The 18,356-nt window shown below is 56.9% G+C and carries 19 protein-coding genes; 11 read left to right on the top strand and 8 right to left on the bottom strand.

Features of this window, described 5'->3' with window-relative positions; genetic code table 11:
- The first annotated feature begins 95 nt into the window (after window positions 1-95).
- The 6 genes from I9182_RS02000 to grxD all read left to right on the top strand — a co-directional run bounded on the left by I9182_RS02000 (window position 96) and on the right by grxD (window position 7,059).
- On the top strand, window positions 96-1,004 hold the full coding sequence (locus I9182_RS02000; protein ID WP_209504894.1) for a LysR family transcriptional regulator: 909 nt from the start codon (window positions 96-98) through the stop codon (window positions 1,002-1,004).
- 271 nt (window positions 1,005-1,275) lie between these two features.
- A complete protein-coding gene (locus I9182_RS01995; protein ID WP_209504028.1) occupies window positions 1,276-3,522 on the top strand; it encodes a mechanosensitive ion channel family protein in 2,247 nt (748 codons plus the stop codon).
- 180 nt (window positions 3,523-3,702) lie between these two features.
- Window positions 3,703-5,862 (top strand): phosphoribosylformylglycinamidine synthase subunit PurL, encoded by a 2,160-nt coding sequence (gene purL, locus I9182_RS01990; protein ID WP_209596131.1) that lies wholly within the window; start codon window positions 3,703-3,705, stop codon window positions 5,860-5,862.
- 135 nt (window positions 5,863-5,997) lie between these two features.
- Window positions 5,998-6,234 (top strand): BolA/IbaG family iron-sulfur metabolism protein, encoded by a 237-nt coding sequence (locus tag I9182_RS01985; RefSeq protein ID WP_209504030.1) that lies wholly within the window; start codon window positions 5,998-6,000, stop codon window positions 6,232-6,234.
- Window positions 6,235-6,476: 242 nt separating this feature from the next.
- Complete coding sequence (locus I9182_RS01980; protein WP_209504031.1) at window positions 6,477-6,710, top strand: hypothetical protein; 234 nt, start codon at window positions 6,477-6,479, stop codon at window positions 6,708-6,710.
- The gene (gene grxD / locus I9182_RS01975) at window positions 6,697-7,059 is read left to right on the top strand and encodes a Grx4 family monothiol glutaredoxin (protein ID WP_209596128.1); all 363 of its coding nucleotides are present in this window, start codon (window positions 6,697-6,699) and stop codon (window positions 7,057-7,059) included. The genes I9182_RS01980 and grxD overlap by 14 nt, the downstream gene beginning before the upstream one ends.
- 6 nt (window positions 7,060-7,065) lie before the next feature.
- On the opposite strand, the gene I9182_RS01970 is transcribed toward grxD, so the two are convergent.
- From I9182_RS01970 to I9182_RS01960, 3 genes are read right to left on the bottom strand one after another with little or no spacing between them, the layout of a single operon-like run.
- Window positions 7,066-7,413: an MliC family protein gene (locus I9182_RS01970; RefSeq protein WP_209504033.1), complete on the bottom strand. Its 348-nt coding sequence runs from the start codon at window positions 7,411-7,413 to the stop codon at window positions 7,066-7,068.
- The gene (locus tag I9182_RS01965; protein WP_209596126.1) at window positions 7,410-7,805 is read right to left on the bottom strand and encodes a cell division protein ZapA; all 396 of its coding nucleotides are present in this window, start codon (window positions 7,803-7,805) and stop codon (window positions 7,410-7,412) included. The genes I9182_RS01970 and I9182_RS01965 overlap by 4 nt, the downstream gene beginning before the upstream one ends.
- Window positions 7,805-8,548: a hypothetical protein gene (locus I9182_RS01960; RefSeq protein ID WP_209504035.1), complete on the bottom strand. Its 744-nt coding sequence runs from the start codon at window positions 8,546-8,548 to the stop codon at window positions 7,805-7,807. The genes I9182_RS01965 and I9182_RS01960 overlap by 1 nt, the downstream gene beginning before the upstream one ends.
- 236 nt (window positions 8,549-8,784) lie before the next feature.
- Between I9182_RS01960 and tkt the strand changes: the two genes are divergently transcribed.
- Window positions 8,785-10,809, top strand: a complete 2,025-nt coding sequence (gene tkt / locus I9182_RS01955) for a transketolase (RefSeq protein WP_209596124.1) — start codon at window positions 8,785-8,787, stop codon at window positions 10,807-10,809.
- Window positions 10,810-10,854: 45 nt separating this feature from the next.
- Here the strand turns inward: tkt and I9182_RS01950 are convergent, their stop codons facing one another.
- Entirely contained in the window at window positions 10,855-11,277 is a 423-nt protein-coding gene (locus I9182_RS01950) for a hypothetical protein (protein ID WP_209596122.1), read from the bottom strand.
- The gene (locus I9182_RS01945; protein ID WP_209504038.1) at window positions 11,264-12,223 is read right to left on the bottom strand and encodes a DUF808 domain-containing protein; all 960 of its coding nucleotides are present in this window, start codon (window positions 12,221-12,223) and stop codon (window positions 11,264-11,266) included. The genes I9182_RS01950 and I9182_RS01945 overlap by 14 nt, the downstream gene beginning before the upstream one ends.
- Before the next feature lie 181 nt (window positions 12,224-12,404).
- Between I9182_RS01945 and gap (I9182_RS01940) the strand changes: the two genes are divergently transcribed.
- The 3 genes from gap (I9182_RS01940) to gap (I9182_RS01930) all read left to right on the top strand — a co-directional run bounded on the left by gap (I9182_RS01940) (window position 12,405) and on the right by gap (I9182_RS01930) (window position 14,707).
- Window positions 12,405-13,406 carry a type I glyceraldehyde-3-phosphate dehydrogenase gene (gap, locus tag I9182_RS01940; protein ID WP_209504039.1) on the top strand — a complete coding sequence of 334 codons (1,002 nt, stop codon included), beginning with the start codon at window positions 12,405-12,407 and terminating at the stop codon, window positions 13,404-13,406.
- A gap of 71 nt (window positions 13,407-13,477) precedes the next feature.
- Window positions 13,478-13,621, top strand: coding sequence for a hypothetical protein (locus I9182_RS01935; RefSeq protein WP_209596120.1), 144 nt, complete (start codon window positions 13,478-13,480; stop codon window positions 13,619-13,621).
- 81 nt (window positions 13,622-13,702) lie between these two features.
- Window positions 13,703-14,707 (top strand): type I glyceraldehyde-3-phosphate dehydrogenase, encoded by a 1,005-nt coding sequence (gene gap, locus I9182_RS01930; RefSeq protein WP_209596118.1) that lies wholly within the window; start codon window positions 13,703-13,705, stop codon window positions 14,705-14,707.
- Here gap (I9182_RS01930) and coaD read toward each other — a convergent pair.
- The 3 genes from coaD to I9182_RS01915 all read right to left on the bottom strand — a co-directional run bounded on the left by coaD (window position 14,699) and on the right by I9182_RS01915 (window position 16,676).
- Window positions 14,699-15,190 (bottom strand): pantetheine-phosphate adenylyltransferase, encoded by a 492-nt coding sequence (gene coaD, locus I9182_RS01925; protein WP_209596116.1) that lies wholly within the window; start codon window positions 15,188-15,190, stop codon window positions 14,699-14,701. The two genes, gap (I9182_RS01930) and coaD, sit on opposite strands and share 9 nt — an antisense overlap.
- 85 nt (window positions 15,191-15,275) lie before the next feature.
- Window positions 15,276-15,713 (bottom strand): CBS domain-containing protein, encoded by a 438-nt coding sequence (locus I9182_RS01920; protein WP_209504042.1) that lies wholly within the window; start codon window positions 15,711-15,713, stop codon window positions 15,276-15,278.
- 60 nt (window positions 15,714-15,773) lie between these two features.
- A complete protein-coding gene (locus I9182_RS01915; RefSeq protein WP_209596114.1) occupies window positions 15,774-16,676 on the bottom strand; it encodes a LysR family transcriptional regulator in 903 nt (300 codons plus the stop codon).
- 104 nt (window positions 16,677-16,780) lie between these two features.
- Here I9182_RS01915 and I9182_RS01910 point away from each other — a divergent pair, with 104 nt between their 5' ends.
- Entirely contained in the window at window positions 16,781-18,280 is a 1,500-nt protein-coding gene (locus I9182_RS01910) for a CoA-acylating methylmalonate-semialdehyde dehydrogenase (protein ID WP_209596112.1), read from the top strand.
- Window positions 18,281-18,356 lie beyond the last annotated feature (76 nt).

The following is an 18,356-nucleotide window of genomic DNA, read 5'->3' as shown; positions in this document are numbered from 1 at the left end:
TTTTATGCACTGAACCGTAACGATTTCGGCCTTTGATTGTAGAACTTGTTACCTGTTTCATATAGGCGTTCGAAAAGATAACGAAAGTTGCGGCGATGGATTGGGACAAGCTTAGAATATTTCACGCGGTGGCCGATGCGGGCAGCCTCACACATGCCGGGGACAAGCTCAATTTGTCTCAATCCGCCGTAAGCAGACAGATCCGCGCGCTGGAAGAGTCGTTGGATGCCACCCTTTTTCACCGCCACGCCCGGGGGCTGATTCTCACTGAACAGGGTGAACTGTTGTTCGACGCCACATCCGCCATGTCAAAACGGCTGGACGCAGCTGCTGCACGCATTCGCGACAGTGAGGAAGAGGTTTTTGGCGTACTGCGGGTCACGACGACCTTTGGGTTCGGCACGCTTTGGCTCGCCCCTCGCCTGCCCAAGCTTTATGAACAATACCCGGATCTCAACATCGATCTGATGCTGGAAGAACGTGTTCTGGACCTACCCATGAGAGAGGCGGATGTCGCCATTCGCATGAAGGAACCCAGTCAGGCAGATCTGGTGCGCAAGCGCCTGATGACGGTTCAGATGACACTTTACGCAACGCACAACTACATCGAAGCCCATGGCGGAATGCTGAAATCGCTGGAGGATATCCAAAATCACCGGCTGATCTGTCAGACGCCCGCGGCACCTCAGGTAGGCGCCAGCGCAGCCATGGTACGCCATCTTATGACGTACAATCCCGCATCCCTGTTGACGGTGAACAACTACTTCGGTGTCCTTCAGGGAGTATTGCACAATCTCGGGATTGGAGTTTTGCCAGACTACGTCACACAGGATTTTCCGCATCTTGTTCCGGTTTTGTCGGATATCGAAACCGCTGACGTGCCAGTGTATCTGGCCTATCCCGAAGAACTTCGACACTCAAAACGCGTCGGGGCGTTCCGCGACTTTGTACAGGACGAGATCATCGCACAGCGCAAACAGCTGAAAAAGATGGGAAAACTATAGCTATGCACAAATAGCATAGCGGACATGAGGACATTTCAGGGTTAAATTCCTTGAACGTTCACAAACTGACCCCTAAATGAGCACTCGAAGGCGGTGATGCTGAAACGCTCATCATCTTCATACCTCCCTGTTGGACTATGGCCGAGCTTATTGCTCGGCCTTTTTTTTTGCTCAAGGCATTGCATCAAGTCAGCGAAAGCTCTGGGAAAAATACACGCATAGGCATATGATCCCTAAAAAACGAAATAATTTCGTGTTCGAGGGAGAATCCATGTTCCACCCATTCCGCCTTTTGTTGGCGATTGTCTCTGCTTTATTGTTGGCGGTTCCACTATATGCGCAAGACACCGGCTCAACGTCTTCAGTGACCATCCCGGACGATTTAACACCCGAACAGGTCGATGGTTTGGTTGCCCGCATGTCAGATGACCAAGTGCGCGCCATTTTGTTAGAGCGCCTTGATGCGGTAGCCGAAAAGCAGGCTGCCGAGAAGGCGAACGTGGAAGACCCGCTGACCGAAATAAGCGAGATATGGGCCGAGATGGTCTCGTCCTGGACACACGTTCTGACCACGCTCCCCAACATTGTGTCGGCACAAGTTACTGCGTTTGGCAACTTCAGCGACACCTTTGGAACGAACGGTGTCTTTAAACTGTTCGGGCTTATTCTTTCTGTATTGATTGCAGGCTTTCTGGCAGAGAAGCTGTTCATTTTCCTGACCCGCCGCTGGCATGAAGCGACCGAAGTTGGGGATGAGGCCGATCTCAAGGGCGCTGTCAGTTACCTGTTCCGCAGGTTCTGTCGCGAAATTGCCGGGCTGATCGTGTTCTATGTTGTCATTCGCGCGATTGGGCGCGGGCTTCTGACACCCGAACAGATCACCTATGCCGGTCCGTTTGTATTCTATCTGATCTGGATTCCGCGCCTGGGGGCGGCGGCCTCACGTTTTGTTCTGGCACCGGAGAAACCAAAATATCGGCTGGTCAGTATTGACGACCATTGGGCAAAGTACCTGCATCGCAATCTGATCGGGCTGTTGATCCTGATCGGGTTCACGCTGTTTATTGTGCGCTTCAACGCCCTAAATGGCATCACAGGGGACGATACACGCATCGCCTTCTGGCTGAATGCGGCAACCCATGTCTATATCGCCGTCATCGCCTGGACCGCGCGCCAAGGGTTGTCTCAGATGATGCTGGGAACAGACCCGGACCGCACGAAGTTTGATGAAGAAGTCGCGCATTATTATCCCTACTTCGCCATTGGCGTTTCGGTGACAATCTGGCTGCTGGTCGAATTCCTGGTCGCACAACGCGATCCATCGACGCTAAGATTGCTTGCAGGTGGTGCGCATTTCACAACCATGTTCTGGTTGCTGATTGCCCCTGCTCTCGACACTTTGATCCGCGGGCTGGTACGCCATTTGCAGCCGCCGATGTCTGGCGAAGGCCCGCTGGCCGAACGCGCGCATCGCGCGGCCAAGCGCAGCTATATCCGGATTGGGCGGGTCATTGCCGGGCTGATCGTCGTCTTCATGATCGCCCGCGCGTGGCATCTTGACCTGCGCAATGTCGCCTCGGCCGGTGTCAGTGCCGAAGTTGGCGGCGCTGTCATTGAGTTCCTTCTAATCATCGCGGTCGGTTACATCCTAAACGAGGTCGTCTCGCTATGGATCAACCGCAGGCTGGCCAAAGAACAGACCGCAGCCGAGGCAGTCGACGAGGAAGCAAGCGGTGAAGGCGGCGGCACCGGAGGCTCTCGTCTGGCGACGGTCCTGCCGCTGATGCGGATTACGGCCCAGATCACCATCTCGGTCATCTTTGGCCTGCTGGCCCTGGGTGCGTTGGGTATCAACATCACGCCGCTTCTGGCCGGTGCCGGTGTTCTGGGTCTTGCCATCGGCTTTGGAGCTCAGAAACTGGTGGCGGATGTCGTCGGCGGTGTCTTCTTCCTGATCGATGATGCCTTCCGCGTCGGCGAATATGTTGATGTGGGCGGAACCACCGGGACGGTCGAAAAAATCTCGATCCGCTCGATGCAACTGCGCCATCACAGGGGGCCTGTGCACACGATCCCCTATGGAGAAATCCAGAAACTGACCAATTACAGCCGTGACTGGGTGATCATGAAGCTGAAATTCACCGTGCCCTTCGATACCGATCCCAACAAGGTCAAGAAAATCTTCAAAAAGATCGGGGCCGAAATGATGGAGGACGAAACCCACAAAGAAGGCTTCCTACAGCCCTTCAAATCTCAGGGTGTGTTCGACTTTGATGATGTGGGCATGATCATTCGCGGTAAATTTATGGCCAAACCGGGCAAGCAATTCACCCTGCGCAAGGAAATCTTCAACCGGGTCAAAGCAGCCTTCAAGGAAAACGGCATCGACTTTGCCCGCCGTGAGGTGCGCGTTGCGATTCCGGGCCTGGATGAGGTCGAGCATCTGACGCCGGAGCAGAAGGCTGCTGTTGGCGCCGCAGCCGCTGCCGAGGTTAACAAGGACCAGGGATCGGCGTAACCTTCGGGGATTACGTCTGCGATTTGCAACAGGACTGCTGTGCGGTTTTTCGGAACCGGCCGTGAAGCCGGTTCCGTTTTTCTTTGAAAGACGCGGCCTGCGCCGTCTTGACCCTTTCCACACGCGCGCGCTTGCCCTAAAAGGCGCGCAATCTCGGCCCACTTGGACACAGGACAGAAGATGCAAGAGCCCGCCATCACACCCGATCTGATTGCAGCACATGGGCTCAAGCCCGAGGAATACGATATGATCCTCGAGATCATCGGGCGTGAACCGACCTTTACCGAGCTTGGTATTTTCTCGGCTATGTGGAACGAACATTGTTCCTACAAGTCGTCGAAGAAATGGTTGCGCACTCTTCCGACCTCGGGGCCTCAGGTCATTTGCGGCCCGGGCGAGAATGCCGGTGTCGTGGATATCGGCGACGGACAGGCCGTGGTTTTCAAGATGGAAAGTCACAATCACCCGTCTTACATCGAACCCTACCAGGGTGCGGCAACGGGTGTCGGCGGCATCCTTCGGGACGTGTTCACCATGGGTGCGCGCCCGATCGCTTCGATGAACGCGCTGTCCTTCGGTGAACCCGGCCACCACAAAACCCGCCAGCTGGTCAACGGCGTGGTCGAAGGTATTGGCGGCTATGGCAACTGTTTCGGTGTTCCCTGCGTAGGGGGCGAGGTCCGCTTTCACCCCGCTTACAACGGCAACTGCCTTGTGAACGCCTTTGCCGCCGGTTTGGCCGACAGTGACAAGATCTTCTACTCTGCCGCGTCGGGCGTGGGCATGCCGGTTGTCTATCTTGGCGCCAAGACCGGACGCGACGGTGTTGGCGGCGCAACGATGGCCTCGGCCGAGTTTGACGACACCATCGAGGAAAAACGCCCCACTGTTCAGGTGGGTGATCCCTTCACCGAAAAACGCCTGATGGAAGCGACGCTGGAGCTGATGCAGACCGGTGCCGTGATCTCAATTCAAGACATGGGTGCTGCGGGCCTGACCTGTTCCGCGGTTGAGATGGGCGACAAGGGCGGTCTGGGCGTGCGCCTGGATCTGGAAAACGTCCCCCAGCGCGAAGAGAATATGACAGCCTATGAAATGATGCTGTCCGAATCTCAGGAACGCATGCTGATGGTTCTCAAACCCGAGCTTGAAGCCGAAGCCCGCGCCGTATTCGAGAAATGGGACCTGGACTTTGCCATCGTCGGCGAAACGATTGCCGAGGACCGTTTCCTGATCATGCATAACGGTGAGGTCAAGGCCGATCTCGTCCTGTCCAAACTGTCTTCGACCGCGCCCGAATATGATCGACCTTGGGTGCCGACGCCCGAAGCCGAGGACCTGGCCGAAGTGCCTCAGATCGACCCGATTGACGGCCTGCGCGCCCTGCTATCGTCGCCCAACTACGCGGGCAAGCAGTGGGTTTATGAGCAGTACGACACGATGGTGATGGCGGATACAAACCGAACACCGGGCCTGGGTGCGGGTATGGTGCGCGTCCACGGCACCGACAAGGTGCTGGCGTTCACCTCTGATGTGACCCCGCGCTACGTCCGCGCCAACCCGGTTGAGGGCGGCAAACAGGCGGTGGCCGAAGCCTACCGCAACCTGACGGCTGTTGGCGCCAAACCGCTGGCCACAACAGATAACCTGAACTTCGGCAACCCGGAAAAGCCCGAAATCATGGGTCAGTTTGTCGGCGCCATTCAGGGCATCGGCGCCGCAGTCGGCGCGCTGGATATGCCGATCGTGTCAGGCAACGTATCACTGTATAATGAAACCGACGGTCAGGCGATCCTGCCCACCCCCACAATTGGCGCTGTCGGGCTGCTGAACCACAGTGATGAAATCATCGGCAACGAGGTGCGCGAAGGCCACGTGGCTTTGGTTATCGGCGAAACCAAAGGCCATCTGGGTCAGTCCGCCCTTCTGGCCGAGGTCTTCAACCGAGAAGATGGCGACGCGCCACATGTGAATCTGGACGCCGAGAAACGCAATGGTGATTTCATTCGCGCCAATCGAGGAATGATCAAGGCCTGCACAGACCTGAGTGATGGCGGCCTTGCGCTTGCGGCCTTCGAACTGGCCGAGGCCGCCGGGGTTGGCGTTTGTCTGGATGATGCACCGACGGAATTCCTGTTCGGGGAAGATCAGGCACGGTATCTGGTCGCGTGCAACTTTGATCAGGCCGAGGCGTTGATGATCGCGGCAGGTCAGGCAGGTGTGCCGCTGGTCTCTGTAGGTCGTTTTACTGGAGATACCGTCAGGATCGGCGGTTCGGAGGCCTCGCTAGAAGATCTGACGACCGTTTTCCGCAACAGCTTTGCCGACGCCGTCGCCTGATCAGGCTGAATAAACCTCGCTCGAAACCTGCGCTCCGAATAAGCGCAGGTTTCGTCGTTTTGGCATATTCATGTGCCCTTGCGCGCCCGGTTCAGGCGCTCTACATCTTTGGAAAGACCTTCAGGAGTTACCTACATGCCGATGAGCGCCCATCAAATCGAACACCTGCTGCGAGAATCTTTTCCTGATGCGGATATTCAGGTCGGCGGCAACGACGGTGTTCATATGTCCGCCCTGGTGGTGGACGAAAGCTTTCGCGGCAAAAACCGGGTGCAGCAGCAACGCGCGGTTTACGCGGCCCTGAAGGGCAAGATGGATGGCCCGGATGGAGAGCTGCACGCACTGGCGTTGACGACGAAAGTGCCTGAATAGTGGACGAACCGATAGGATGGGCTCTACTGAGACTAACCTTTCTGTTCTTAGACATTATCAACTCCTTGGCGATCCTGTTTTGTGATCTGCCAAAGCTTCTTAAGTATGGGCCCAGATATTGGCGCGTCACAAGGAATATGAGACTGCGTAAACTCACACGGCGCAAAGATTGAGAGCGCCCAATTATGAATGGCTTGTTGTTCTGGATAGGTTTATTCGCAGCTTTGATAGTTGCCGCCGCAGTGATCGAAGCCTATGTGAAGCGGAACAGAAAACGCAACCTCGCCGATATGCGTCCGGATCCGGGTGAACTCAGCAAAGTGGGCGGCCTTGAGAGATACGGGCTTGATCCAGTGAAAATGGCGCAGGCAGAACACCGGCGACTTGAAACGGAAGGATGGGCACCCAGCTTGCCCAGTGATGGAACAATCCCCGCAGATGCGGATGAAAAGGAAAAACAAAATGACCGACGTTAAGACCCAGATCGACGAAACCGTCAAAGCCAACGATGTGGTGCTGTATATGAAAGGCACCAAGGAAATGCCGCAATGCGGGTTCTCCTCGCGCGTGGCTGGGGTGTTGAACTACATGGGCGTTGAATACACGGATGTGAACGTTCTGGCCGACGAAGAAGTGCGTCAGGGGATCAAGGATTATTCCGATTGGCCGACCGTGCCCCAGCTTTATGTCAAAGGCGAGTTTGTTGGCGGCTGCGATATCATCACCGAGATGACCCTTTCGGGCGAACTGGACGCGTTGTTCGACGAAAACAACGTCGGCTACAACAAAGAAGCAGCCGACAAAATCCGCGAAGCGAACGCGTAATCCGGCCTACCGGCTGGAACAACCCCGGTATATCTCCTGCTCAACGGCGGCGCCTGCCGCCAAATAGCTTACGGACGCGTCCCACCCTTTCGAGCGCAGGATGTATGTCCCGCCATCACCAATGGATTCGTAGCGGATACCAGACCCGCTTTCGACCTGACGCATCACAACCAGTGAGTTGTCCACCAAGGTTGCCGCTGCCCCTGTACTACCCGGCGCGTTGAAATAGGTAACAGGCAGCGGTATTCCGTTTTCACAGGTGAAGGTGACAGACAGAATATCGATTTCGGCCAGTGCCGTTGTCGCGGGCATAACCAGCGCCGCCGCACAGATGAATTTGCGCAGGAACCTCATCGTGCCTTTTTCTCCTCAACTACTGCGGCCAGCGCTTCGGCTCGTGCGGCCAGTTCGGCCAGCGTATCTGTAACGGATGGTGGAACCACGGCCACTTCGATGCGCTCAGGTTCGGGCACCGGGGCGCTTCGCAGCGCCTGAAGCTCGGCTTCGGCTTCGGCCAGTTTCCCTTCGAGCGATTTGACCTTGTCCTCTGTGGCCGCAGTCTTGTCGGCCAGCATCAAGCCGGCCATCAGCAACATGCGGGATTCCGGCATACGACCGATCTGATCGGACAGCACCTGCGCCTCGTCGTCCAACACTTTGGCGGCAGCGTGCAGAAAGGGCTCTTCCCCGTCCCGGCAGGACACGTCAAAACCGCGCCCGCCGATATGAATGGTCACTTCGGGCATTACTCCACCTCACCTTCTACAAGTTTCGCCTGCGACAGCAGAGGTTCCAACCTTGCAAGAACGGCCTGCGCTTCGGCGGCGTCTGACGCCTGCGCTGCACGCGTTGCTTCCAGTTCCGCGACGGTGGCCCGGTTCAGCAGTTCGGCATCTGCGACACCTTCGGCGGCGGCAGCGCGCAACTCGTCTATCGCAGTGCGCAATTGCTCGTTTGCCTTGCGCATCCGTTGCAGATCGTCGTCCAGCCGCGACATTGCAGCGCCGTGACTGGTCCGTTCAGCGCGCAGCATCTCAAGCTCGGCGCTCAGGTCGTCGACGCGGACAGTGTCTGACAGTTCTTCCTTTAGACGGCTGTTTTCCGCCTTCAGCGCCTCCAGCTCGGTGCTGTTGTCCAATGCGGCCTTGGCTTCGGCCAATTCAGCGCGCGCGGCTTCGACCGATGCGATTTTCGCACGGGCTTCTTCCAACTCGGATCGCAGGGCGTCCACTTCGGCTGTATCGGTAGACGCAGTACGCAACTCCTCAAGATCGGCACGCAACCCGTCCACTTCCTGTTCGTGCTGCTCCTTCAGGGATTTCAGCCTTTCCTGAAGCTGCGCGTTCGCAACTCTTTCATCTTCAAGTGCCGCCTTGACACCCTCATCCGGCTGGGCGTCTGCGGTCGCGCCGCCCAATGCGTCGACGCCCGCTCCGATACGGTCCATCGCCGCAATTATGCGGTGCTGTAATTCCTCAAGTTGGCTCATGCCCCTGTCACCTCTTTATCAAGGTTCATTCTGTCGCGAAGTGATCCGAATCAAAATCGAATCCCGCCTGCCGCCAGTCTAACGGAATGCGACAGAAAATACCCACTGTTTGCTTTCAACCACTTGGGCCGCGCACTTCAAGCAATCCAAGCGGATAAACCCCGGTTCTGCTTGCACTTTGAGTGCTGAGTGGTATTGAGCCCGCAATCTGCTTTTTATCCAAAGGAACAACGCCCGTGGACCTGACTGCGCTGCGCAAAGCCAACCCCGAACACTGGGACAAAGCTGCGGCCATCCGCACATTGACCCTTGATGCCGTCGCCGCTGCAAACTCCGGACATTCCGGTATGCCCATGGGCATGGCGGATGTCGCGACCGTCCTGTTCGAAAAGCACCTGAAGTTTGACGCCTCGGCCCCGAACTGGCCGGATCGCGATCGCTTCATCCTGTCCGCAGGCCATGGTTCGATGCTGGTTTATTCGTTGCTGTACCTGACAGGATATGCAGATGTGACGCTGGAGGAGATCAAGAATTTCCGCCAGCTGGGCGCAAAAACCGCAGGCCACCCCGAAAACTTTCTGGTCGCTGGTGTTGAGACCACGACCGGACCGCTGGGTCAGGGTATTTCGAACGCCGTGGGCTTTGCGATGGCCGAAGAAATACAGCGCGCGCATTATGGCAAGAAGGTTGTTGACCACTATACCTATGTCATCGCAGGCGACGGTTGCCTTATGGAAGGCGTAAGCCAGGAGGCAATCACGCTGGCCGGTCGTCACGAGCTGAGCAAGCTGATCGTCTTCTGGGACAACAACAACATCACCATCGACGGCTCCGTCGATATCGCTGACCGCACCGATCAGGTTCGTCGCTTTGCGGCCTCGGGATGGCATGTGATCGAAATCGATGGTCATGATCCCAAGGCCGTCGACGCGGCCATCGTTCAGGCGAAGAAGTCGAACAAGCCGACCATGATTGCGTGTAAAACCCACATTGCTTTGGGCCACGCGGCGCAGGACACGTCAAAGGGGCACGGCGCGCTGACCGATGCGGATCAGCTGAAGGACGCCAAAAAGGCCTATGGCTGGGCGCATGATGCTTTTGACGTGCCTACCAATGTCAAATCCGCATGGGAAGCCATCGGATCGCGTGGCGCTGCCGAGCGTGCGGAATGGGAAGCGCGTTTTGCACAACTGTCCGAGCGCAAGCAGGCTGAGTTCACCCGTGCCTATGCGTTCGAGGCCCCCAAACGTCTGGCCGGAGCCATTCGTGCCTTCAAAAAGCAGATGTCCGAAGATCAGCCGAAACTGGCCACCCGCGCCTCGTCAGAAAAGGTCCTGAATGTTGTGAACCCGATCATGACCGAAACCGTTGGTGGTTCGGCGGACCTGACCGGATCGAACAACACCAAATCGGCCGATATGGGTGTATTCCTGCCGGAAAATCGCAAGGGCCGTTACATCCACTACGGTATCCGTGAACACGGCATGGCGGCGGCGATGAACGGTATGGCCCTGCATGGTGGTATCCGTCCCTATGGCGGCACGTTCATGGCCTTCACAGATTATGCCCGCCCGTCCATGCGCCTGGCGGCACTGATGAAGATCCCGTCTGTCTTCGTAATGACTCATGACTCGATCGGTCTGGGCGAGGACGGCCCGACCCACCAGCCGGTCGAACACCTGGCGATTTCTCGCGCAACACCCAACACTTTTGTGTTCCGCCCCGCTGACACCATTGAAACCGCCGAGGCATGGGAACTCGCACTGACCTTCAAGGACAGCCCGTCGGTCCTTTCGCTGACCCGTCAGGGTGTTCCAACGGTACGTACCGAGCACAAGACCAAGAACCTGACCGCGCAGGGTGCTTACGTTCTGGCCGAAGCAGAAGGCAAGCGTCAGGCGATCCTGATTGCCACAGGTTCCGAAGTGTCGCTGGCCATGGAAGCCAAAGCGATGCTCGAAGCCGAAGGCATCGGCACCCGCGTCGTCTCGATGCCCTGCATGGAGCTGTTCGCCCAACAGGACGAAGCCTACCGCAAGCGCGTCCTTCCGGCAGGTCCGGTCCGCGTTGGCATCGAGGCTGCGGTTCGTGCTGGTGGTTGGGATCGTTGGTTGCTGGGTGAACGTGGCCGCGAAGCCAAAGCCGGGTTCATCGGCATGTCCAGCTTTGGTGCCTCGGCCCCTGCCGGTGAGCTGTACAAGCATTTCGGCATCACCGTCGAAGCAACCGTGGCCAAGGTCAAGGAATTGTTGGGGCTGTAAATCAGTCCCATCTGATCGAGCAAAGGGCGGCCTTGGCCGCCCTTTTCATTTGGGTTCAGCCTTAACCCGAAGTGCAAGTTCTTCATAGGCTTTCAGAGCGTAATCCAACCGCAACTCATACCGTCCTTGCACCACCACTTTCTCAGGTGCTTGCAGGCCGAGGCAAGACAACGCTTGGCGAAGATGTGTTCCAGACAGCGGGACATAATTAGCCGATTGACCCACTAAAGCGTTATAAAAGCGTCCCCCGAACCAACGGCTACGCTCCTGCGCCCTGAAAGCGGAATCAACACGAAAATGCAAGAAACTGAGAAGCTCGGATTCATCGAATGGGACTTCGTCGGCCGCAACACTCAAAGCAGAAATAATTGAGGATCTGCCGTTTAAGCCGCGCGTGCCCACTTTTCGAATAAGCGGGCCATCGATGGTCGTGCCCAGACGGTAACGGGTCAATTCAGTGTTTCGCATTCTTACTTAACAGTGGTGCTATGATCCGGGTCGCAACAGGGATCAAAACCAATCCCCAAGCCAAACCAAATACGCCATCCATCGTGGCCTTGGATACCCACTCAACCGCGCCAACCCATTGATCAGACACAGTATGCCCAATGGCATAGGCCCAATCATGGATATGATGGCCCAACCATCCAAAGCCCAACACCTCCATCCCGTGGATGACAATCGAGCCTCCGACCCAAAGCATCGCCGCAGTTCCGACAATGGACAATGTTTTCATCACCCCGGGCATTGCCTTGACCAACCCTCGGCCCAGACCGCGACCGATAGGTGTCGGCGCGTTCTGCGCCAGATAAAGCCCAGCATCATCCATCTTCACGATCAGAGCCACCGACCCATAGACGGCCACCGTCACGCCGATCCCCACAACGGCCAGCGTCGCGGCTTGCATCCAAAGGTTCGGGGCTTCAATCGCCGCCAGTGCAATGGTCATAATCTCGGCAGACAGAATAAAATCAGTTTTGATCGCGCCCTTGACCTTCTGTTCTTCCAGATGGCCAGGGTCCCGGTTTTTCATATCCTCTTCAATGACATGGCTACCATGAGGAAACAGGACGTGAAAAATCTTCTCTGCGCCTTCAAAACACAAATATGATCCACCCAGCATCAACAGTGGGGTGATCAGCCACGGGGCGAAATTGGCCAGCAACAAGGCCACCGGCAACAGGAGTATGATTTTGTTGAAAACCGAACCGCGCGCGATGCGCCAGATGATCGGCAATTCGCGCGCCGGGGCAAAGCCCTGAACGTATTTCGGTGTCACTGCGGCGTCGTCGATGATCACTCCCGCAGTCTTGGCCCCAGCCTTGCCCGCCGCAGCCACGACATCATCCACCGATGTCGCCGCAACCTTGGCGATCCCGGCCACATCGTCCAACAAGGCCAAAAGACCACTCATTGCGTTTCCTTTCCCTTTCGCTGCCGCATCTGGACCCTACCTGATCCAACGGCTAGCGCAAGCGTTAGCGCAACCGTTGCAGGTTTGCGCTAACACCTTAAAAATATGCCGTTTTTGCCCTTTTGAGATTCCCATTTCGCCGCTATATGGCCCTCAACGCAAGCGCATCAGGAGACGTCACATGACCATCAAGGTCGGTATCAATGGTTTTGGCCGTATTGGCCGCTGCACCCTGTCGCACATCGCCGCGTCGGGGCGTAACGACATCGAAGTGATCAAAGTCAACGCAACCGGCCCATTGGAAACCTCTGCACATCTGCTGAAATATGACAGCGTTCACGGGCGGTTCCCGCGCGAAGTTTCGATCGAAGGCAACACGATGGATCTGGGTCGTGGCCCGATGCAGATGTTTTCGACCTACGATATGAATGAACTGGACTGGGAAGGCTGTGACGTCGTTCTGGAGTGCACAGGTAAATTCAATGACGGCACCAAGGCCAAAACACATCTGGATCGCGGTGCGGGCAAGGTGCTGCTGTCCGCCCCCGGCAAGAACGTGAACAAAACCATCGTTTTTGGTGTGAACCACAACACCCTGACCGCAAACGACAACATGGTGTCGAACGGCTCCTGCACCACCAACTGCCTGGCCCCGCTGGCCAAGGTGCTGGACGAAGGTGTCGGCATTGAACACGGTATCATGACCACCATTCACGCCTATACCGGAGACCAGCCCACGCTGGACCGTCGTCACAGTGACCTCTATCGCGCCCGCGCTGCCGCGATGTCGATGATCCCGACCTCAACCGGTGCTGCCAAAGCTTTGGGTGAAGTTCTGCCAAACCTGAAAGGCCGCCTGGACGGGTCCGCCATCCGGGTCCCTACCCCGAACGTTTCTGCGGTTGACCTGACCTTCCGCGCATCGCGTGACACTTCGGTGGCCGAGATCAACGCAATCGTCGAAGAAGCAGCCAAAGGCCCGATGCAGCGTGTTCTGGGATATGAGCCCGCACCGCTGGTATCAACCGATTTCAACCACACCGAAGAAAGCTCGATCTTCGCACCCGATCAGACCCGCGTCGTCGATGATCGCATGGTGCGCGTGCTGGCCTGGTATGACAACGAGTGGGGTTTCTCGGTTCGCATGGCAGACGTAGCCGTCGCCATGGGTCGCCTTAACTGACCCTTCGGACTTCGCTTGTACCTTGATGCCCGCTCAGGTTATCTGGGCGGGCATTTTCGTTCGGAACCGTCATGAACAATCAAATTGCTATCTGGCTTGGCGTCCTACTGCTTGGGGGCATGATGCTGGACGTAGCCTTGTATGGAACCGAGCACATGTTGTTCCTCGGCAAGAAGCTTTACGACTTTCTGGACTGGCTCGCTTTTTGGCGATGAGAGAGGTTTTTCTTGACATTTCGCTTGATCTGTAATTGTTAGCGCTAACTCATAAAGCTGAGATATTTTATGGAGCGAGCCATGACCCTGAAACTAGCGATCAACGGATTTGGACGGATCGGGCGCGGGGTTCTGCGCGCGGTGATGGAAAGCGGGCGTACAGACGTTGAGATCGTCGCGATCAACGACTTGGGCAAGCCCGACATGAACGCGCATCTGTTCGAATTTGACAGCGTTCATGGCCGTTATCCCAACCCTGTCACGCTTACAGACGACGGTCTGGATGTGGGGCGCGGCCCGATCCGCCTGAGCAGTGAGCGTAATCCCGAAGACCTGCCCTGGTCTGACATCGACGTTGTTCTGGAATGCACCGGTGTTTTCCGCACGCGCGAAGCGGCTGAACGTCACTTCAAAAACGGTTCACGGAAAGTCCTGATCTCAGCCCCTGCACGAGGTGACGGTGGCGTGAAAACCATCGTCTTTGGCGTCAACGACAGCGAGTTGACGCCCGAAGATCTGATCGTTTCGAACGCATCCTGCACCACGAATTGCCTTTCTCCGGTTGCCGCAGCTCTGGACGCAGGTCTTGGCATCAAACATGGCAACATGACCACCGTTCACGCCTATACCGCCAGCCAGCCTGTTCATGACACAGTTGGAAAAGACCCCTACCTGTCGCGCGCCGCTGGACTGTCGATGATCCCCACCACGACCGGTGCAGCCGCCGCTGTGGGGCTGGTACTGCCGCAACTCAAGGGCAAACTGACGGGTCAGGCCATCCGGGTACCCACCCCGAACGTTTCGGTCGTTGATCTGGTTGCCGAGGTTTCACGCCCAACGACCGAAGATGAGGTCAATCAACTGTTCATTGATGCCGCGGCAAAGATCCCCGGTGTTCTGGCGGCGGAAAGCCGTCCTCTGGTGTCGGTCGATTTCAACCACGACTCGCACAGCTCGACGGTGTCACTGGCAGAAACCAAAGTCACTGACGGTACGCTGGTTCGCGTGCTGGCCTGGTATGACAACGAATGGGGCTTTTCGAACCGGATGCTGGATACGGCCGCCGCGATGGGCGCCCTAGCCTAACCGCTCACGCAGTGCGGCATTGACACGGGGCGTGACAAACTTTGACACGTCCCCGTTCAAACGGGCAATTTCTTTCACCAGTTTTGAAGCAATCGCCTGATGGCGTGCCTCGGCCATCAAAAAGACAGTCTCGATCGAGTCGTCCAGTGCGCGGTTCATACCAACCATCTGGAATTCATACTCGAAATCCGCGACAGCGCGCAAACCGCGCACGATGATCTGTGCACCGACATCCCTTGCGCAATCGATCAGTAGGTTTTCGAAGGGATGAGCGATGATTTCTGTGCCGGTTTGTTCGGTCAGTTCGGCGCATTCGGCCTCGATCATCGCGACGCGCTCTTCCAGCGAGAACAACGGGCCTTTGTCCCGGTTGATGGCGACGCCAATGACCAGTTTATCCACCAATGCAGCCGCCCGGCGAATGATATCGATGTGCCCTATGGTGATAGGGTCAAAGGTTCCCGGATACAAACCAACCCGCATCACGCCCTCCTGCGCAACAAAATTTCTGCGCAAGCAAACACAACTTTGCTGCAGGTGCAAGTGATTGCTTTGACACCCCTTGCTGTTAGTGCCCCATTATCATGCCTTCCAAGGCGTCTTTTTCCATCGCCAGTTCGGCCAGCTGGGCTTTTACCACGTCACCAAGTGTGACGATGCCGATCAGTTTACCGTCTTCGACAACCGGCATATGGCGAAAGCGCCCTTCTGTCATGCGGGCCATGATATCCTGAACAGAGGCCTGACGCGTCGTCGTGATCAGGTCCTGCGTCATGTAAGATTTTACAGGCTGGTCGAGACAGCCACTACCGCTGGCGGCAAGCTCGCGGACGATGTCGCGTTCAGACAGAATTCCAATTGCGGTTTTTCCGCCATCGTCAGAAACAACAACCGTCCCGATCCGCTTTTCCGCAAGAATCTTCGAGGCTTCTGAAACTGTCGCCGTTGGCGCCACCGTTACAACGCCGTCTGTCGCTTTGGACGTCAGGATAGCCTGTACCAACATGAAGAACTCCTCCGGAATAATAACACTTATTCCAAAGCGTTGCGCGATTGTGGCGACCTGTCAAGCACCGGCATCTGCTTCCAATCGAAGCACTTCCTCGCGAATACCGCGCGTCAGGGCATCGGCAAAGCGGTTCAACCGTTCGTTGCGCTGATCTCCTTCATGCCGGACCAGATAGAAACTGCGCGTCAGACTCACTTGATCCGTCAGGATTTTCCGAAGCCCCGGATGGAACGGCAACGTAAAGTCATGCGCCACGCAAACGCCAGTTCCCAAACTGACCTGCCGCAATTGCACCGAGACCGAGTTCGATGCAAGCGCGACACGGTCAACCCCAATATCGTTCAGGTAATCCAGTTCCCGGTCAAAGATCATGTCGGGAATGTAACCGATCAATCGGTGCCCCTTGAGGTCAGCGACCGAGTGGATTGGATCGTGACGTTTCAGATATTCATCGGTCGCGACCATGTGCAGTTTGTAATCACTGACTTTCTTGACCAAAAGCTGCCCTGCGGTTGGCGCGCTGACAGTCACGGCCATATCGGCCTCGCGACGGGACAGGTTGATCACCCTCGGCAGAGCCAGAATCTGAATATCCAGTTCCGGGTTTGAATCACTGATCCTGGCGCAGACCTGGGGCAACAGGTAATTTGCGCTGCCATCTGGCGCGCCGATCCGGATTTGCCCGCTGAGTGATTTCGTGGATCCCGCCACGGCTCCGGCCGCTGCGCGCATCGCCTCTTCTGCATGCAACCCATGCTCCAACAGGCGCTGCCCTGCCGGTGTCAGGACATAGCCCTGCTGCGACTTTGTGAACAACGCAGAATCCAGCGTCGTTTCCAATCGCGCAACACGTCGCCCCACGGTGGCAGGATCGATTTTCAGGATACGACCAGCGGAGGAAAGACTTTCCTCGCGCGCTACGGCCAGAAAGATCCGCATATCGTCCCAGTTTGGAGTCACACCGTTTCCTTTTGCATTTTTGCAAAACTCTTTTGAGACATTGCCTCTGTTCGCGGGATTTCTGCAAGCCTATTGTGCGCACAAATCTATCGGAGGAGTTATTGATGCAAGATCTGACCCATTTCCTGAACGGCGAAATGGTCGCCGGTACATCCGGTCGTTTCGACAACGTCTACAACCCGGCTACGGGCGAGGTTCAATACAAGTGCCCGATGGCAAGTGCTGCGGAAACCACGGCGGCGATTGAGGCCGCAGCCGCCGCCCAGCCGGAATGGGGCGCAACCAACCCTCAGAAACGTGCACGTGTCATGATGGCAATGGTCGGCCTGATGAACCGCGACATGGACAAACTGGCCGAGGCACTAAGCCGCGAGCACGGCAAGACCATTCCCGATGCCAAGGGCGACTTGCAGCGTGGTCTGGAGGTGATCGAATACTGCATCGGTGCACCGCAGATGCTGAAGGGCGAGTTCACCGACAGCGCAGGCCCCGGCATCGACATGTATTCCATGCGCCAGCCGCTGGGTGTCGTGGGTTCGATCATGCCCTTTAACTTCCCTGCGATGATGCCCCTGTGGCATGTAGGTCCTGCACTGGCCTGCGGTAACGCCGTTGTTCTGAAACCGTCCGAGCGTGACCCCTCGGTTCCGCTGATGCTGGCCGAACTGTTTGTCGAAGCCGGTCTACCCAAGGGTGTGTTCCAGGTCGTGAATGGTGACAAAGAGGCCGTTGATACGATCCTCGACAGCGAGATCATTCAGGGCGTCAGCTTTGTGGGGTCTACCCCGATCGCTCAGTATATCTACAGCCGTGCCACCGCAAACGGCAAACGCGCCCAGTGTTTTGGTGGCGCCAAGAACCACATGATCGTCATGCCCGACGCCGATCTGGATCAGGCTGCCGACGCGCTGGTCGGTGCCGGGTTTGGCGCAGCAGGCGAACGCTGCATGGCAATCTCTGTTGCGGTTCCGGTTGGTGAAGAAACCGCGGACAAGCTGATCGAAAAGCTGATACCGCGCGTCGAAAAGCTGAAAGTAGGCCCCTACACCGCTGGTGACGATGTCGACATGGGCCCTGTAGTAACCGCCGCCGCGAAAGAGCGTATCCTTGGTCTGATCAATTCGGGTGTCGAGCAAGGCGCTAAGCTGGTCGTCGATAACCGCGACTTCAGCCTGCAAGGTTATGAAGACGGTTTCTTCGTCGGCCCGCACCTGTTTGACCACGTCACTCCGGACATGGACATCTACAAACAGGAGATCTTTGGCCCGGTTCTGTCGACCGTCCGTGCAGGTTCCTACGAAGAGGCGATCGGCCTGGCGATGGACCACGAATACGGCAACGGCACAGCGATCTTTACCCGCGACGGTGACACAGCGCGCGATTTTGCCAGCCGGATCAATATCGGCATGGTGGGTATCAACGTTCCGATCCCCGTTCCGCTGGCTTATCACACTTTTGGTGGTTGGAAAAAATCCATGTTTGGCGATCTGAACCAGCATGGCCCGGACAGCTTCAAGTTCTACACCCGCACCAAAACAGTAACCGCACGCTGGCCGTCCGGCATCAAGGAAGGTGGCGAGTTCAACTTCAAAGCCATGGACTGATTTCAGCCTGCATGACTATGGAACCCGGCCCTTTTCAGGGCCGGGTTTTTGCATTTTTCCGCCGAGCAGCGTTCAA

The organism is Ruegeria sp. HKCCSP351 (assembly GCF_017872535.1).
Lineage (GTDB): Bacteria > Pseudomonadota > Alphaproteobacteria > Rhodobacterales > Rhodobacteraceae > Ruegeria.
Note: the sequence above shows the minus strand (reverse complement) of the source record. Positions and strands in the feature narration are given on the sequence as shown.

Coding starts and splice junctions, on each gene's coding strand:
- I9182_RS01920 (WP_209504042.1), bottom strand. CDS start 15,713: ATGTTGGTACAGGCTATCCTGACGTCCAAAGCGACAGACGGCGTTGTA.
- I9182_RS01995 (WP_209504028.1), top strand. CDS start 1,276: ATGTTCCACCCATTCCGCCTTTTGTTGGCGATTGTCTCTGCTTTATTG.
- coaD (WP_209596116.1), bottom strand. CDS start 15,190: ATGCGGGTTGGTTTGTATCCGGGAACCTTTGACCCTATCACCATAGGG.
- grxD (WP_209596128.1), top strand. CDS start 6,697: ATGACCGACGTTAAGACCCAGATCGACGAAACCGTCAAAGCCAACGAT.
- I9182_RS01970 (WP_209504033.1), bottom strand. CDS start 7,413: ATGAGGTTCCTGCGCAAATTCATCTGTGCGGCGGCGCTGGTTATGCCC.
- gap (WP_209596118.1), top strand. CDS start 13,703: ATGACCCTGAAACTAGCGATCAACGGATTTGGACGGATCGGGCGCGGG.
- I9182_RS01960 (WP_209504035.1), bottom strand. CDS start 8,548: ATGAGCCAACTTGAGGAATTACAGCACCGCATAATTGCGGCGATGGAC.
- I9182_RS01965 (WP_209596126.1), bottom strand. CDS start 7,805: ATGCCCGAAGTGACCATTCATATCGGCGGGCGCGGTTTTGACGTGTCC.
- gap (WP_209504039.1), top strand. CDS start 12,405: ATGACCATCAAGGTCGGTATCAATGGTTTTGGCCGTATTGGCCGCTGC.
- I9182_RS01950 (WP_209596122.1), bottom strand. CDS start 11,277: ATGCGAAACACTGAATTGACCCGTTACCGTCTGGGCACGACCATCGAT.
- I9182_RS02000 (WP_209504894.1), top strand. CDS start 96: ATGGATTGGGACAAGCTTAGAATATTTCACGCGGTGGCCGATGCGGGC.
- I9182_RS01985 (WP_209504030.1), top strand. CDS start 5,998: ATGCCGATGAGCGCCCATCAAATCGAACACCTGCTGCGAGAATCTTTT.
- I9182_RS01945 (WP_209504038.1), bottom strand. CDS start 12,223: ATGAGTGGTCTTTTGGCCTTGTTGGACGATGTGGCCGGGATCGCCAAG.
- purL (WP_209596131.1), top strand. CDS start 3,703: ATGCAAGAGCCCGCCATCACACCCGATCTGATTGCAGCACATGGGCTC.
- I9182_RS01910 (WP_209596112.1), top strand. CDS start 16,781: ATGCAAGATCTGACCCATTTCCTGAACGGCGAAATGGTCGCCGGTACA.
- I9182_RS01935 (WP_209596120.1), top strand. CDS start 13,478: ATGAACAATCAAATTGCTATCTGGCTTGGCGTCCTACTGCTTGGGGGC.